General features: G+C 59.4%; 19 protein-coding genes. 2 read left to right on the top strand and 17 right to left on the bottom strand.

Annotated features, from left to right (window positions below; genetic code table 11):
* Positions 1–45: 45 nt before the first annotated feature.
* From BM225_RS15570 to BM225_RS15560, 3 genes are read right to left on the bottom strand one after another with little or no spacing between them, the layout of a single operon-like run.
* Entirely contained in the window at positions 46–540 is a 495-nt protein-coding gene (locus tag BM225_RS15570; protein ID WP_092464875.1) for a flavin reductase family protein, read from the bottom strand.
* A complete protein-coding gene (locus BM225_RS15565) occupies positions 540–1430 on the bottom strand; it encodes an aldo/keto reductase (protein ID WP_092464874.1) in 891 nt (296 codons plus the stop codon). The genes BM225_RS15570 and BM225_RS15565 overlap by 1 nt, the downstream gene beginning before the upstream one ends.
* The gene (locus tag BM225_RS15560) at positions 1430–2584 is read right to left on the bottom strand and encodes an LLM class flavin-dependent oxidoreductase (RefSeq protein WP_092464873.1); all 1155 of its coding nucleotides are present in this window, start codon (positions 2582–2584) and stop codon (positions 1430–1432) included. Before BM225_RS15560 ends, BM225_RS15565 begins: the two co-directional genes overlap by 1 nt.
* Before the next feature lie 112 nt (positions 2585–2696).
* Here BM225_RS15560 and BM225_RS15555 point away from each other — a divergent pair, with 112 nt between their 5' ends.
* Together BM225_RS15555 and BM225_RS15550 are read left to right on the top strand one after the other, a co-directional pair.
* Complete coding sequence (locus tag BM225_RS15555) at positions 2697–3422, top strand: GntR family transcriptional regulator (protein WP_092464872.1); 726 nt, start codon at positions 2697–2699, stop codon at positions 3420–3422.
* A gap of 21 nt (positions 3423–3443) precedes the next feature.
* Positions 3444–4586: a Gfo/Idh/MocA family protein gene (locus tag BM225_RS15550; RefSeq protein WP_092464871.1), complete on the top strand. Its 1143-nt coding sequence runs from the start codon at positions 3444–3446 to the stop codon at positions 4584–4586.
* A 45-nt stretch (positions 4587–4631) separates the two neighbouring features.
* On the opposite strand, the gene BM225_RS15545 is transcribed toward BM225_RS15550, so the two are convergent.
* The 14 genes from BM225_RS15545 to BM225_RS15490 all read right to left on the bottom strand — a co-directional run bounded on the left by BM225_RS15545 (position 4632) and on the right by BM225_RS15490 (position 15853).
* Positions 4632–5615 (bottom strand): asparaginase, encoded by a 984-nt coding sequence (locus BM225_RS15545; RefSeq protein ID WP_092464870.1) that lies wholly within the window; start codon positions 5613–5615, stop codon positions 4632–4634.
* Positions 5616–5624: 9 nt separating this feature from the next.
* Complete coding sequence (locus BM225_RS15540) at positions 5625–6818, bottom strand: ABC transporter substrate-binding protein (protein WP_072703660.1); 1194 nt, start codon at positions 6816–6818, stop codon at positions 5625–5627.
* Positions 6815–7825, bottom strand: a complete 1011-nt coding sequence (locus BM225_RS15535) for a CobW family GTP-binding protein (protein WP_092464869.1) — start codon at positions 7823–7825, stop codon at positions 6815–6817. Before BM225_RS15535 ends, BM225_RS15540 begins: the two co-directional genes overlap by 4 nt.
* Positions 7822–8154, bottom strand: a complete 333-nt coding sequence (locus tag BM225_RS15530; RefSeq protein WP_092464868.1) for a hypothetical protein — start codon at positions 8152–8154, stop codon at positions 7822–7824. Before BM225_RS15530 ends, BM225_RS15535 begins: the two co-directional genes overlap by 4 nt.
* 71 nt (positions 8155–8225) lie before the next feature.
* A complete protein-coding gene (locus BM225_RS15525; protein WP_072703676.1) occupies positions 8226–9104 on the bottom strand; it encodes a polysaccharide deacetylase family protein in 879 nt (292 codons plus the stop codon).
* 23 nt (positions 9105–9127) lie between these two features.
* Entirely contained in the window at positions 9128–10195 is a 1068-nt protein-coding gene (locus BM225_RS15520) for an ABC transporter ATP-binding protein (protein ID WP_072703679.1), read from the bottom strand.
* A gap of 71 nt (positions 10196–10266) precedes the next feature.
* On the bottom strand, positions 10267–11334 hold the full coding sequence (locus tag BM225_RS15515; RefSeq protein WP_245780515.1) for an ABC transporter substrate-binding protein: 1068 nt from the start codon (positions 11332–11334) through the stop codon (positions 10267–10269).
* 6 nt (positions 11335–11340) lie between these two features.
* On the bottom strand, positions 11341–11487 hold the full coding sequence (locus BM225_RS22185) for a twin-arginine translocation signal domain-containing protein (protein WP_245780514.1): 147 nt from the start codon (positions 11485–11487) through the stop codon (positions 11341–11343).
* An 81-nt stretch (positions 11488–11568) separates the two neighbouring features.
* Positions 11569–12321, bottom strand: coding sequence for an SDR family NAD(P)-dependent oxidoreductase (locus BM225_RS15510; protein ID WP_092464867.1), 753 nt, complete (start codon positions 12319–12321; stop codon positions 11569–11571).
* A gap of 24 nt (positions 12322–12345) precedes the next feature.
* Positions 12346–13074, bottom strand: a complete 729-nt coding sequence (locus BM225_RS15505) for an SDR family NAD(P)-dependent oxidoreductase (RefSeq protein WP_092464866.1) — start codon at positions 13072–13074, stop codon at positions 12346–12348.
* Entirely contained in the window at positions 13074–13916 is an 843-nt protein-coding gene (locus BM225_RS15500) for an ABC transporter permease (RefSeq protein ID WP_092464865.1), read from the bottom strand. The genes BM225_RS15505 and BM225_RS15500 overlap by 1 nt, the downstream gene beginning before the upstream one ends.
* A gap of 3 nt (positions 13917–13919) precedes the next feature.
* A complete protein-coding gene (locus BM225_RS15495; protein WP_245780513.1) occupies positions 13920–14645 on the bottom strand; it encodes an ABC transporter permease in 726 nt (241 codons plus the stop codon).
* Between the two features lie 18 nt (positions 14646–14663).
* A complete protein-coding gene (locus tag BM225_RS22180) occupies positions 14664–14831 on the bottom strand; it encodes a hypothetical protein (protein WP_245780512.1) in 168 nt (55 codons plus the stop codon).
* A complete protein-coding gene (locus BM225_RS15490) occupies positions 14831–15853 on the bottom strand; it encodes an ABC transporter ATP-binding protein (RefSeq protein ID WP_245780511.1) in 1023 nt (340 codons plus the stop codon). Before BM225_RS15490 ends, BM225_RS22180 begins: the two co-directional genes overlap by 1 nt.
* Positions 15854–15953: the final 100 nt, after the last annotated feature.

Raw genomic sequence — 15953 nt, 5'->3', positions numbered from 1 at the left:
TCGCACTTGTACACCGCGCCCTCCTCCAAAGGCGCGGTGCTGCGATCAATTCAATTCGAGTCGTGCAACGCGCCCACTGAAGAATGCCAACGGGTCTCCTTGCTGCATCGTAGCCTGAAGAACTTCGCCGACAATGATTGCGTGGTCGCCTGCTTCGTGCACTGCATTGCGCCGACAGTCAAAGCGCGCGAGGCAATGGGGTAGCACTGGAACGCCGTGGGCATTGGTATCCAGATCGGTGGACAGCAGAGCGCCGCCGTCCTTGGCAACAGACCAAGCCAAGTCTTGCTGATCAGCGGCCAACACGTGGATCGCGTAATGTTCTGCCTCTGCAAACAACGGATAGCGGCGCGAGGCCCGTGCAGGCGACCACAGAACCAGCGGCGGGTCCATGGACACCGAGGAAAAGCTGTTCGCAGTGATCGCAACGCACCCCTCTGGCCCGCAGGTGGTGACGATGGTCACCCCCGTCGCAAACAGCCCGAACGCATCGCGCAACGCACGACCGTTACTGGGTTCGGGCACGAAGCTTTGCAGCATCACGCAACCTCCCGTCCCAAGGCAGCCTCGTACAGCTGGAACCACTGCACGCGGGTCAGGTTGACCTTGGTCGCGTCCGAGATTTTGGCGATCCGCTCCAGCGAATTGGTGCCGAGAACGGGCAGGATCTTGGCGGGATGACGGAGCAAAAACGCCACGGCGACCGCCGCGCGGTCTACGCCGAATTCACTGGCGAAACCATCCATCAAGCGCGTCAAGTTGCTGTCATCCGTCATCAAACTACCTCCGCCCAAGGGGGACCACGCCATAACCGCATCGCGCTGGCGCTGGTGGAACGCAAGATCGCCGTCGGTAAAGGGATCGATCCGTGCCAGCGAAATCTCGATCTGGTTGGTGACCAGCTTGCTGCTCATCGCGCTCTGCAGCAATTCTACATCCCAAGGGCGGAAGTTCGAGACACCCGCTGCTCGGATTTTGCCCGCTTTGATCAGACCATCCAGCGCAGCGCCGGTTTCGTCATGGTCCATTAGCGGATCGGGTCGGTGGATCAGCAGCAGGTCGATATAATCGGTGCCCATGTCCCGCAGGGAGTTTTCGACCGACGCTTCGATATGCGCCTTCGAGGTGTCGTAGTGCTTGCATGCGACATCAGCATATTTCCCGCAAGGCGCCACGATATCGCATTTGGTCACGATTTCGACCTGACCGCGCAGGCTGGGATCGGCCTTCAGCGACTGCCCCAGCACCGCTTCGGCAGTGTAATCGCCATAGATATCCGCCTGATCAAGCGTAGTGATCCCTTGGGCCAGACAGGCATCAATCTTGGCGCGCACATGTTTTTCCGAGGTATCGGGATCATCCCCGATCCGCCACATGCCATAAACAAGACGGGAAAAGCTAAGGCCATCGGCCAATTCAACGCGTTCCATTAGCGGCGCTCTCCTACTCCGAGGGGTGTTGCTGGGGTGGACGCGGGGACGCGGTTCCACACCCGATTGAGTTGGCATGTTTTCATCTGTGGCAGCACACGGGTGCCGAAATGCTCTGCCTCTTCGATATGAGGGTAGCCGGACAGAACAAAGGCGCGAATGCCCATTTTTTGCAGTTCTTCCAGCTTGCTGAGGACCTGATCGGTCGAACCGACAATCGCCGCCCCGCAACCAGAACGCGCGCGGCCAATGCCGGTCCAGAGGTTGGGTTCGATGTACCCCTCCAAATCGGCCAGCTCGCGGTTGCGCGCCTGATGACTGACCCCAAGGCTGCTGGCGTCCAGCGCCCGCTCGCGGATCGCTTTGCCGTACTCATCGTCCAGTTTGCTGGCGATATAACGGGCGTATTCTTTTGCTTCCGCCTCAGTGTCGCGCACGATCACATGGCTGCGGAAACCGTAATCCAGTGTACGACCATATTTCTCGGCGGCGGCATTTGCGGCCTTCATGCGCTCGGCGATGTCTTCGGATTTCTCAGGCCACATAAGGTAGACGTCGCAATGCTGGCCACATAGGTCCAGCGCGTCCGGTGAATAGCCCCCGAAATAGAGCATCGGCCCGTTGGTCTGATAGGGTCTGGCGGGATCGGTGGTCAGGCCCTCGAAGGTGTAGACCTGCCCCTGGTAGTTGATCTCGTCTTGCGTCCACGCCTGCTTCAATATCTCAACGACTTCGCGCGAACGCTGGTAGCGGAATGCGCTCTCGGCCTTTTCTCCCGGGAAATCGGATGAGATGATGTTGACGGTCAAACGGCCCTGCAGCATGTGATCCAGCGTCGCGATTGTGCGCGCCAGCATGATCGGCTGCATCTCGCCGCAGCGGACGGCGGCCAGTAGGTTCATGGTGTCGGTAATCGGCGCGCATCCGGCGACAAAGCTCAGTGTGTCCTGTCCCACTTGATAGGACGACGGGCACAGAATGTTGCCAAAGCCCTGCGCCTCGGCGGTTTTCACGATGTCCGAGCAATGCGCCCATGACGACCGCAATTCCCCGTCCGGCACCCCCAGAAACTGATAGTCATCCGAGCAAAGCGCCGAAAACCAAGCCACCTCGACTGCGTCAAGATCGGCAGATGTTACGGGTACGACCGTCATGTTTCCCTCCCTGAGAGCCTCCGAACTTTCCACTTGCATAGCTTTGTCTTTGATGTAAATCAATGGTGTATCAATTATTTTCGAGCGCTGATGCTGTGGAGGAGCCGCAAAGATGCAGGAGAAAAGCAGGAAATCTGCGGGCCGTGCGGATGCGCTGCCCATCTACATGCAGATTTGCGAGCTCATGATCCGTGACATCGCGGCGGGTCGTTTGATTGATGGGCAAAAACTGCCCCCTGAGCGCGAGTTCGCCAAAGCACATGGCACCACGGTGCGGACCTTGCGCAAAGCTTTGGCAGAGCTAGAGAAAAAGGGAATGCTAGAGCGCCGTCAGGGGTCGGGGAATTACGTTCGGGCCAGCACACAAGTCGAGCCCGTGTACTCGATGTTCCGTCTGGAGCTGGCCGAGGGCGGTGGCGGTTTGCCTACGGCTGACATCCTGTCCGTGGACTACCTGCCGAAAGATGCGCGCCAGCCAGATTACGGAACTTCCACCGAAGGCACCCGCTTCCGGCGCCTCAGATTTCTGGACGATCAGATCATCGCGGTCGAGGAGATCTGGCTCGACGGCGGAGCAGGGAAAGTCCCGCGCGAGATGGTGCAGGACTCGCTTTATCTGACCTACAAACGAGCATTGCACCTGTGGATCACCCGCGCCGAAGATCGGGTGGGGGTCGGTCAGGTCCCTGACTGGTCGCCAGAGGCATTTCCCCTGAAGCCCGGCACGACAACTGCCTACATCGAACGGCTGTCATGGGCACAAGAGGCTACCGCGGTCGAGTTTTCCCGCACTTGGTACGACACAAACAAGGCGCTCTATGTGCAGCGCCTGATCTGAAGAATGGGAGGAGGAGACCCCATGACCGTGGATACGCTGGCCCATAGCGGCACTCGTACGATCACCTACGGCGTCATCGGCTGCGGCATGATGGGCCAAGAGCATCTGCGCAATATCGCTCTGTTGGACAACACGGCGGTCGGCGCGATCTTTGAACCCGATGCCGAAATGCGGGCACATGCGCGCCAATTCGCGCCCGATGCGCAATTCGTGGACAGCATTGAGGCTCTGCTCGATGTGCCAGAAGTCGATTGCTTGCTGATCGCCAGCCCGAACTTCCGCCATGTAGAGCAGCTCCAGCAGATTGCGGCGAAACGGCCTCTGCCTGTGTTGGTCGAAAAGCCCCTGTTCACCGATCCAGCGCACGTCGCGGCGATTGATGCGTTCGTGGACGGCTATCCCGCGCCAGTCTGGGTTGCGATGGAATACCGCTACATGCCACCCGTCGCCAAACTGCTCGAGGATGCCGAAGACGTCACCGGTGGCATCAAGATGCTGACCATCCGCGAACACCGCTTCCCCTTCCTCGACAAAGTCGGCGCGTGGAACCGGTTCAACCGCTACACAGGCGGGACGTTTGTCGAGAAGTGCTGCCATTTCTTCGATCTGATGCGCTTGGCGCTGAAATCGAACCCCGTGCGGATCATGGCAATGGGCGGCCAAGCGACCAACCACATGGACGAAACGTATGCTGGCGAAGCGCCTGATATCTTTGACCATGGGTACGTCATGGTCGAGTTTGAAAGCGGCGTGCGCGCGATGCTGGAGCTGTGCATGTTCGCCGAAGGCTCGCGGTACCAAGAGGAAATCTCGGCGGTCGGTCCAAAGGGTAAGATCGAGGCACTCGTGCCTGGACCGGGGCGGTTCTGGCCTGCGAGCCTGGGTCCGGCGCCACTACCGCAAGTGATCGTCTCTCCTCGGGATCCGAAGGGCCCCGAAGTGCGCGATATCCCAGTCGATCCAACGCTTTTAGAGGCAGGAGATCACAACGGGTCGACGTTCTACCAGCACAAAGGTTTTCTGGAATTGGTGCGGGGTGCCAAAGCCACGCCAGACGTGACGCTTGCGGACGGGAAATGGGCCGTGCTCATGGGCTTCGCCGCACAGCGCTCTATGGTCGAAGGGCGCGCGGTTGATCTGGATGAATACGCTGCGGCGTTATGAGAGTGCGGCCCAGAGGTTTAAGTCCTCTGGGCCGGTTCCTCTGATCTACGTGTATGCCTGAAACACCTCGGTTAATTTCGCGCCGCTGAACCCAGCTCCAAGCAAAGCGGACAGCAAGAGACGGGCTTTGATCGCTGACAAATCCCCAGCCAATACCGCGCCGCTACGCTCTAGAGTGACGCCGCCGCTATCTTTGCCATACACTGCACGGGTGCGTCCTTCGTGGCAGCGCGAGGCAGCGATGACAGGGCATCCGCGAGCAATGGCGTTTTCAGCCTCTGCGGCAAACCCTTTGGGCGCATTGCCGCGACCAAAGGCAGACAAAATGATGCCCGAGGCGCCAGCTTGCACAGCAAGCCCCATCAAACGCGGCGTCGTGCCAACCCCAAGAGCAATGAGTTCGACATCGGGATCCAAGTTCGCCGGCGCCAAAATGCGGCGTTCAAATGCAGGGCGGGCGTAAATATGCAGTGTTCCGTGATCGATCTCGCCAAGCTTCCCCTGTCCAACCGAGCGAAAGGTATCAACCCGCGAGGTATGCGCCTTGGTCACGTAGCGCGCGCCGTGAATGTCCCCCTCGAACAGGATCACGGGCCCGACCTCTACCATGTCAGCGCAGGCTGCGGTGCAGATCGCATCGTAAATATTGCGCGGGCCATCGGTGTCGGGTTGCCCTGCATGGCGCTGTGCTCCTGTGAAAACGACGGGCTTGTCGCTTTGCACCAAAAGCCACGCGAGAAAGGCGCTTTCTTCCATCGTGTCCGTGCCGTGGGTCACCACAACCCCGTCCACCTTGGGATCAGCCAAAACCACGTCGATGCGTTTGCACAGCGCGTGTATCGTGGCCAAATCCAAAGCATAGCTGCCCGAGGCTTTGAAGTTTTCGACCGTCACGGTGATCCCGACAAGGGGGTCGTGAAGGCTCTGCATCAGCGCCTCTCCGGTGAGGCCGGCATTCACCGCGCCCGCAGAGGTGTCGGTCGACGAGGCAATGGTCCCGCCGGTTGCGATCAGTGTCACATTTTTCATGGAGTTCTCTTAGCTTGCGCGGCGATTGGGCCGTGTTTTGGAAGATGCGAGGGTCACCAACTCGTTCCAGCGGCGCACAACGTAGTTGTGTTCGTCCATCGTGGTATTCCACAGGGCAATATGATGCGCGCGTTCCGTGCGCGATCCACCCGAGCGAACGTGACCCTTGGGAATGGCGACATGGCCTTCGACGTCGTTCAGAGGTTCGGCAGCGGGCAGGCCTTCGTACCAGTAATCCCAGTCCGCCTTGGGCAAGCACTCTTTGACGCGGTCCGGCACGGACATGTAGTAGCCTTGGCGCGCAACAATCGCGCCCGCAGGGCCGTCCAGATACCAGTTCAACCAGTCATAGGCTCGATCCAGTGTCGCGCCTGACAGACACCGCGACAGACACATTCCGCCATGCCACGCGCGATACCCTTCGGTCGGATGAGCTTGCCTGACGTTCAGCCCTTGGCGCTTCATTTCAACAAGGGTTGGCGACCAAATTGAGGCAAGCTTTAATTCGCCGCTCAGAAAACGATCTACCGGATCGCTGGCGCGCAGCCAGAAGGGGCTAAGGTGGCCCGACTGGACCAAAGATGTGGCGCGGTCGATGACGCCGTCAATCTCGTGGACCGACATGTTTCCGATGTTCTCGAACGTCATCTGCCCGGAGGCAGACAAGGCAAGAGCCAAGTCAAAAAGACCGATCGCGGGCTCGTCAACCAATGCCACCTGCCCCGCCCATTTAGGATCGAGCAACGCGGCCCAACTGCGAATGTCGCGCTCCATATCGATGTCTGCGGCGTTCACCGCAAAGCTGTCGAAGTTATAGAAGGTCGGCAGCATGGAAATCCGCGCCGACGGCGCGTCTGACAGGGACAGGTCCTGCTGCACATAGAGGCGCGATGCTGGCACGTCCCCTAGATTACGACCGGCATTCGGGGGCGAGATGCGCGAGAACGGATCGATATTGTCCCACTGGGAGATGCGTTTCGTCTCAATGGGTTGGACGGCACGCCAGTACCAAACGATGTCCAGATTGTGAAAGCATTGATCATAAACGTCGTAGCTGTCTGGCTCGAGTGCAGCCATCCGTTGGGCGCTGTTGAAATCCGTCTCGATGAATTCCAGCGGGAACCCCAAATCCGCCTCGGCCCGCTCCTTGAGGAACCGCCAAGGCTGGATTTCTGTCGTCAGAATGCGAAGTGGTCCGGTCACGCCGCGGCCCTCACGTCGGCAAGACCGGTAAAGGCAGTGAAAGAGCGCCGGATCGCGTCGGGAGAAATCCCTTCCATGATGAACACCAGACGGGATTGGCGCGGGCCTGCGGGCCAATGGTCCATATGCGTCGGGGCGTGCACCAAATGCTGCACTCCGTGAATCGCGATTGGCCTGTCTTCGCCTTCGAGTGCCAAAATGCCCTTCACCCTGAATATCCTGTCGCCGTGCTTGTGCAGCAATAGCGTAAGCCACGTTCCGAACATAGTCCAATCAATGGCGCCATCGATCACGAGCGAGAAGCTGGTGACATCAAGGTCGGCATCGTGGTGGTGGTGCCCATGGTGGTGATGGTCGTGACCGCAGGTCGGTGTGCAGACATGGTCGGACGACAGGGTGTCGGCAAAAGTGGCAGGGCCAAAGCCCCCGAGGATCGTGGGAACATCCAGATCGGACGTGACACTGCGGGCCGCCGGATTGATGCGCAAAAGGCGCGCGCGAATGTCGCTGATCTGCTCTGGGGTCGCCAAATCGGTTTTGGTCAGCACGATCCGGTCTGCGGCTGCAATCTGGCGCACAGCCTCGGCGCGGTGTTCGACTTGGAGGTTGGCATTTACCGCATCGACGGTCGTCAGGACACCGCCATTGACGAAGTGTGAGCGGAGGACCGGATGGGCGGTCAGGGTTTGCAGTACAGGATAGGGATCTGCCAAGCCAGTCGTCTCAATCACCACGCGGTCAAAAGCAATGTCGCCCGAGGCGCGCATCGTATTTAGGTTCGACAAGGCGTCGGCCACTTCGCCTCGGACGGTACAGCAGATGCAGCCGGATTTCAGCAGCACGACGTTGTCGTCGATCCGGTCGAGCAGGTGGTGGTCGAGCCCCACCTCGCCAAATTCATTAATCAGAACGGCGGCGCCTGCCATTGAAGCATCGGTCAGCAGCCGTTGCAGCAGGGTCGTCTTGCCGGACCCAAGAAAGCCTGTCAGCAGAACAACCGGCGTCATGAGCGCGCCCTCTCTTCCATCCATGACAAGAGCCCTTCGTCCAGAGGGTCAAATTCGCGACCAGCCAATGTCTCGGCCTCTGGCCACAGGTGAGACAGGGCCTCGAATACACTGGACGCCCCCGTGGGCGAGGACACGATATAAGACCGGCTCTGCCAAATATCGAGTTTCAGTCGCCTGTAAGAAAGGATTTCGTTCGCAGCTTTGACCCGTCGCGCGCTTTCGGCGCGGCGCGACTGACTGTCGTGATTGCGCGTGTAGACACCGGGTCGCGCGACAGCGTTGGTCCAGTGATCGTCACATCCCAGAATTCCGCACAGTGAACACATGACACTCTCCTATCCTTCAGAAGACGGCGGGCGGCGAAGGGTCCGCCACCCGCCAAACCTACGACAAGACATTAGCCCCGCGGGAACTTCTTGTCGTAGTTGTCAGCCATCTCGTCCATGGTGACAAACTTTACGCCCTCGTGTGATGCCATGTGCTTGAACAGACGCTCCAGCATCATCAGCACTTGTGGGCGACCCGATACGTCGGGGTGAATGGTGATCGGGAAGACCGCGTAGTCCATGTTCTCGTAGACCCAATCGAACTGATCCTGCCACATCTGTTCGATGTCGCGGGGGTTCACAAAGCCATGGGAGTTCGGCGATTTCTTGATGAACATCATCGGCGGCAGGTCATCAAGATACCAGTTCGCGGGGATCTCGATCAGGTCGGTTTCCTCGCCGCGGACCAGAGGCTTCATCCAGTCTTCGGGCTTGGCCGCGTAGTCGATCTTGGTCCAGCTGTCGCCAACCCGTACGCGGTAGGGTTCGAAATCTTTGTGCATCAGCGAGTGGTCGTACTTGATGCCCTTTTTCAGCAGAAGTTCGTTTGTGACGTTCGAGAACTCCCACCAAGGCGCCACGTAGCCGGTCGGACGCTTGCCCGAGATATCGGTGATCAGGTCAATACACTTGTCCAGAACAGCTTCTTCCTGCTCGGGGGTCATGGCGATCGGGTTTTCGTGGCTGTAGCCGTGGATGCCGATCTCGTGGCCGCGCTTGGCCACCTCTTTCATCTGCTCTGGGAAGGTCTCTGCCGAGTGGCCGGGGATAAACCAAGTTGTCTTGATGTCCAGCTTGTCGAATAGGTCCAGCAGACGCATGGACCCAACCTCGCCTGCGAACATGCCGCGCGAGATGTCGTCCGGGCTGTCCTCGCCGCCGTACGAGCCGAGCCAGCCGGCGACGGCGTCCACATCAATCCCGAAACCGACGAGAATTTCTTTTGCCATTGGGGTAGTCTCCTGTTGGGGTATTAAGCGTGAATGAGGGTGACAGACGCTGGATCAACGCCGAGCGTGACAGGTGCACCGGGTGTCAAAGTCCGCACCTCTGGACGGTCTGCGCTGACCTCGACAGCAATGTCGCGATCACCGGGCAGACGGATTTTCAAATGGCCAACGGCACCAACCAGCTGACGTTCTGCCAGCGTGCCGTGGAGCAGGATTTCGTTCGGGGTCCCCATTGGGACGATACGGAAAGCCTCGGCCGGAACAACGGCGAGCGTCTCGTTCCCCTGCCCCAAGCCCGTCATTATGCCGTAAGGCGTGTCGATCTGCCCAAATCCTGAGCCAGCAGTGCCCTTGGGTGTGCCTTCGAACACGGTATTCGAGCCGATGAAGTCCGCTACAAAGGGGGTGGCTGGGCGGCGATATAGTTCGCGTGGTGGCGAAATTTGCTCGACCACGCCGTTCGACATCACGACGACGCGGTCCGAAAGGCCCAAAGCCTCTGACTGCGCGTGGGTCACAAAGACAAAGGTGATGCCAAGCTCGCGTTGGAGCAGTTTCAGCTCGTTCTGGATGATGCGGCGCAGGTTCGCGTCCAGCGCGCCAAGCGGCTCATCCAAGAGCAGAATTTCGGGTTCGACCACCAGGCCGCGGGCCAATGCGATGCGCTGGCGCTGGCCGCCGGACAGCTTGTCAGCCTTGCGATCGGCGAAAGGTTCAAGGTCGAACATATCAAGGATGCGGTCGACTTTACGGTCACGCTCGGCCTTGGGCGTGCCTTTGACATCCAGACCAAAAGCCACGTTTTCGCGCACGCTCATGTGCGGGAACAGCGCGTAGTTTTGAAAGATCATCGAGGTCGGGCGCTTTTCAGGAGGCACGTGGGTCACGTTGCGACCCATCATCATGACTTCGCCGTTGGTAATATCCTCGAAACCCGCGATCATCCGCAGGGTGGTGGACTTGCCGCAGCCCGACGGCCCGAGAAAGGCGACAAACTCGCCCTTTTCCACTTTGAGGTCGAAGTCAGAGACGGCGACAGTGCCATCAGAATAGGTTTTGCCGACAGAAATCAGCTCGAGGTCATAGACCATGGCGCGCGACTTTCAGGTTATTCGTGGGGGTTGGGCGGGCGCCCGGATGAGGAAAGGCGCCCGCCGCGGGATCAGGCGTTCAGGAACTCGTCCCAGCGCATGATGAGGTGGTCGTATTCGTCGGGCCACTGGTGCCAATAGGCCACGTTCGATGCGCGCTCTTCGAGCGAGCCGCCGTCACGTAGGTCGCCCGGATTGATGCCGCGCTCGGGCTCGCCTTTCCACGGCTGTCCTTCGTACCAGAAGGCGTACTTGTCGGGGTCCATGGCCGCTTTGATGTTGGTCGAGGGCGAATAGTAACCCTGCTCGGTCACGGCGATACCCGGCTCGCCCGACAGCCAGAAATTGGCATAGGCGATCACGGCTTCGCGGTTTGGCGTCCCCTTGAGCATCGACGGGCCGATGGCCCAACCACGGTAGCCCTCTTTGGGGTTGGCGTATTTCGCGGGCTTGCCCTGCGCTTTGACTGCCATGACAGCGGGCTGCCACGCATCACACACCACCATTTCGCCCGACGCCATCAGGTTCACGAGCTCGCCGAAATCACCCCAGAGCGCACGGAACTGGCCGTCTTTCTTCTTGGAGATCAGGAATTTGGCGGCCTCGTCGATCTCGGCCATGGTCGGGTTTCCGGGGTTCTTGGCTTCTAGCAGACCCAGCGAATTCATCGCCAGAACCGCCTGACCGATCGCGATCAGCGGGTCGACGTTCAGGCCGGATTTGCCCTTCCACTTCTCGTCAAAGAGCGCAGTCCACGTGTTGGCTTCTTCGTCGGACAGAAGCTCGGGGTTATAGCCGATCGAATCGTAGTTGTAGACGGCAGGCACCATGTAGAGCTGCGTTTTCGCCTCATCAGCCCAGATTTGACCCGAGATTTGTGCGCGGGCGTCCCACTTGGGGTTGGTCTGGGTAAAGGTATCGCGGATCGAGGCCCAGTTGGGCAGATCGGCAGCGGGGATGGTTTCGACGTTATCGGTTGCGATCAGGGCAGGCAGACGCTCGCCAATGATTTCCCAGCAGTCATAATCCGAAGAGCCCGACAGGATCTTGGTCTGTGCGTCGGGATAAGTCGACGGGGTGCCAGAGGTGGACGCAACGCCGGTCTGGGCTTTGAACATTTCAAGGATGCGGTCCTGCACGGTAGTCTACAAGCCAGTGGTGCGCAGTTCCTGTTCGCTCAGGTTCTGGGCATAGGCCATGCGGGTCCACGGATGCAGACCCGAGCCGAGGGCAGCTGCCCCAGCGGCAGCGCCGTATTTCAAGAAGCTGCGGCGATTAGAAGTCAAAGTCATTCACTCGTTCCCTGTTGGTGGAAATAGACGTTGAGGTTGGAATAGGCGGGGACGTTTGGCGCCCCTCGCTCGCGGGTATTCTCAGTAGCGGCCGGGGGTCAGACCCCCATCCACGGTGATGACCTGGCCCGTGAGGTAAGAGGCATCATCCGAGGCGAGAAATTTGATGACATTCGCGATCTCGGCGGGTTCACCCAGCCGTTTCATCGGGATGTAAGGAGACGCGATTTCTGCCGCGTCCGGCCCAAGGCTGTGGCCCGGGTTCAGCAGTTGCGCGGTGCGGATGTAACCAGGCGCAACACCATTCACGCGGATACCTTTGTCCGCGAATTCCACGGCCAGACCACGGATCAGGCCGATGACGCCGGACTTGGCGGTCGAGTAGTGGACGTGTTCGTCCCAGCCGTAGCTCGTGCCCATGATCGAAGACAGGCAGATGATAGACGCGCCCTCTTTCATCGCGGGCAAGGCGGGACGAATGACGCGGAGCATACCGTAGAGATCGACGTCCATCGTCTTGTGCCACGTCTCGTCGGTCATTTCCGACATGGGGACGCGCAGGGCGATACCAGCATTCGCGACGATCACATCGACGCCGCCGAAGCGGGTATTCAGATCGCCAACCAGTGCATCTGCAGCCTCGGTCGAGGTGACGTCTAGGTGGTGGAACTCGGCGCTGCCGCCAGCAGCTTGGATCTCGGTGACAACTTCTGCGCCTTTGTCGTCTAGAACGTCGGTGACGATCACATGATCCCCCTGCGCGCCAAAAGTCAGGGCAGCAGCGCGGCCAATGCCAATACCGGCGCCGGTAATAAGAACGATACGCTTATTCATCTGGGAAACTTTCATTTTCTGGGGTCAGAGCATGACGTCGCCGGAATTCGGCCCGAGCGTTTGCCCGACGAACAACGCAGCATCGTCAGAGACGAGAAAAGACACGACGCCGCCGACCTCTGCCGGACTGCCAAAGCGGCCCAAGGGTAGATCGGCGCGCTTGGCAGCTTTCCAGTCCTCGGATAGGGCTTCGACCAGCGGTGTGTTGATCGGACCGGGAGCGACGGCGTTGACGCGCACGCCTTTGGCTGAAACTTCGCGGGCCAGTGATTTCGTCATGCCGATGATGGCAGCCTTGGCCCCTGCGTAGTGGACCAGCTCCACCCCGCCGATCTGCCCGAGTTGCGAGGCGATGTTGACGATGTGCCCCTGCCCTGCCTCTAACATCGCGGGCAAACACGCCCGTGTGCACAAATAGTTGCCGCGCACATGAACTGCGAAAATCTTGTCAAACATGGCGGGCTCAATGTCTGTGAATAACGCCTGATGGCCAAAGCCTGCATTGTTCACCAAGATTTCCGGCGCTCCGTGGTCAGCTCTGATCGCGGCGACCATGCTGTTTACGGCAATCTCGTCGCTGACGTCGGCGGCATAGGGGGTCGCTGTGCCGCCCGCTGCGGTGATCCGGTCTACCGTCGCCTGTGCGGCATCCAGCGATAGGTCATTCACAGCGACCACATGTCCATCGGCGGCAAGGCGTTCTGCGATGGCAGCTCCGATGCCGCTGCCTGCTCCTGTGACGAGTGCTATCATCACGCGTCCTCCTGACCACTAAAGCGGGAGGCCTTGGCGGTGAAGCGCTTCATCAGCAGGCCGTAGATCACCAAGAGAGTGAAGCTAAACAGCGCGGTGAGCACGCCAAAGGCAAAAATGTTGGGGTAAATCTCGACCGAGAAGGTGCCGTAGATCGCCAGCGGCAGGGTCAAGTCGCGGCCAGCCGTGAACAGGGTACGGGCGAATTCGTCATAGCTGAGCGTGAAGCTGAAGAGCATTGCCGAGAGCACCCCCGGAAAGATGATTGGAAAGGTCACGCGGCGGAACGTCTGCGCAGGGCTGACGCCAAGGGACAACGAGGCTTCCTCGACGGTACGATCAAAGCGATTGAAGATGGCCAGCATGACGAGGAAGGCGAAGGGATACGTGTAGACCACATGCAGGACAAAGGATGTGCCCCACCAAGCCCGCGCTATCCCTAGCGTGTTCGACAAGAGCGCCATGCCAAGGCCGACCAGTACACCAGGCACCATCATGCCAAGAATGATCAGGTAGAATGCAGGGCCCGAGCCTTTGAACCGTGTGCGGAAGGCTTCGGCGCTCATGACGCCTAGGGTTGTCGAAACGACTGTGGTCATAAAGGCCAGTGCGATCGAGCGCAGCAGGCTATCGCCCACGGGCAGTTGCGAGACGCGCGATGTTTCGGCCAGCCCCAGCAGGTGCTCGTACCAGTAGATCGACCAGTCGCGGATCGGGAATTGCGGACCGCCGTCTATGCTCTGGAATGACAGGATCGCAAGAACGATCATCGGGCCATAGAGGAACAGCAGGAAGATGGCGGTGTACGCGGCCAGAGTTGGGCGCAGGAGACGGGATTCCATGGCTCACATTTCCTTTCGCAGATCGACCAGACGCAGCGCGAGGGCGATCACGGCGGTGATGATGATGGTGAGGACGACGCCAGCAACAGCGGCAAAGGCCCATTTCAAGGAGCCGACCTGGCTGACGATAATGTTGCCCAAGAGGTTGGTTTTGCGGCCCGACAGGGATGCGGCGGTTGCGAATTCCCCCAACACCATGACCGAGACAAAAATCGATCCGACCATGACCCCCGGCATCGAAAGCGGCAGGATAATCCGGCGGAAGATGGTGCCAAAGGACGCTCCCAAATCACGAGCGGCTTCGATCACCGAAACGTCGATACGCCCTAGCATGAAGGTGATCGGTCCGACCATGAAGACGCAGTAAATCTGGGTCATGCCGACCAGTACCGAAAATTCGGAGAACAGCAGGAACGTCAGCGGCTCCGAAATGATGCCAAGCTTCATCAGGATCATATTGATCGCACCTTCGGTCCCCAGCATGGGACGCCACGCGATCACGCGGATCAGGAATGACGTCCAGAAGGGGATGACACAGGCGACGAGGAGCGCAGTCTGAAGCGTCTTGTTCCGAACAAAGAGGCCAATGAACAGCGCGACCGGATATCCGACAACAATCGTCGCGATCAGCACGATCAGCCAGATCCGCAGAGTGGTCCAGATCGCCCCGAGATAGGTCGCGGAACTTAGGAAACGTTCCCAGCTGGCGGTGGTCAGTGTGGAGTTCACCGAAAACGTAGTTTGCGTTCAGAACGACACATAAATGACCATCGCCATCGGCAGGACCATAAACAGTGTCATCCAGAGCAATCCGGGCGTGAGCAGAGTGATCGCGCGGCGACGGTCCTTCTTCTCGCGCATTTCAGCAGGGGATAGGGTGGCCTGGACGGTGCTTTCCGTCGAGATGGCGGACATCAGGCGGCTCCGTGGAATTGGCGCACCGCATCGGATGCAAAGTGAAGGTCGTAGCGGGTGCCCTCGACCAGATCGGGAAGGCGTGGCTGGCTTAGGTGATCTACGATCTGCAGCAGCGTGCCGTCTTCGGCGCGGAAGAATGACAGCGCCGTTGGGCCATTGAATTCACCGGTCAGGTAAGTGGCCGTCAGCGCAGGACGGGCGTCCGGGGCATTGCCGATCGCAGTCACATCCATCTGGTCAAAGCGCACCGCGATCTGGCCGTGACCGAACGCATTGCCGCAGAGGGCGGCGTCGAAGATGTTCCAAGCATTCAGGTGACGCGCAGACTCGGCATTGCGCGGCGCACCAAAGAGCGTGTCGGGCGCGTCAGCCTGCATGATGCGCCCTTGGGCCAGTACAGCAACTTCGTCGCCCATGGTTAAAGCCTCGGTTTCCGAGCCTGTGACGTGCAGGAAGCTCACGCCAAGACGTTCGCGGATGGCTTTGAGTTCGTCACACATCCGCGCGCGCAGATTGGCATCCAGCGCCCCAAGGGGCTCGTCCAGCAGCACGATGCGGGGTTCGCAAACCAGTGTCCGTGCCAATGCAACGCGTTGCCGTTGCCCGCCAGATATCGCCGAAACGCCACGATGGCCGAAGCCATCTAGCCCAACCAGTTTCAGTGCGGCCTCTGTCCGGTCGCGGATCTCTGTCTCGTTGGTCAGCGGCGCGTGTGCACGGTGGCGCAGGCCGAAGGCCACGTTTTCGGAAACTGACAAATGTGGGAACAGCGCAAAGTTCTGGAACACAAATCCAATGTCGCGCAGGTGCGAGGGTTTGCCGTCGATCCGCTCGCCGTGGATAGCAATCTCGCCTTCGTCCGGTTCCTCGAAACCGGCGATCAACCGAAGGAGCGTCGTCTTGCCCGACCCCGATGCACCAAGTAGCGACATGTAGGTGTTTTCGGGCACTGTGAAATCTACGCCATCCAGCGCGACCGTGTCGCTATACCTGCGGCCAACCCGCGTTAACGTCAGCACATCTATCCCCTGCGTTATCATTGAACGATTTTTTAAATACAAACATCGATTCACGCTTCGCCGTAAAGTAAAAAATGATTTTTATGATGCAAAAATCAAA

The organism is Donghicola eburneus, assembly GCF_900115865.1.
In the GTDB taxonomy this organism is placed as follows: Bacteria; Pseudomonadota; Alphaproteobacteria; order Rhodobacterales; family Rhodobacteraceae; genus Donghicola; species Donghicola eburneus.
This window is presented reverse-complemented; position numbering and strand designations above follow the sequence as displayed.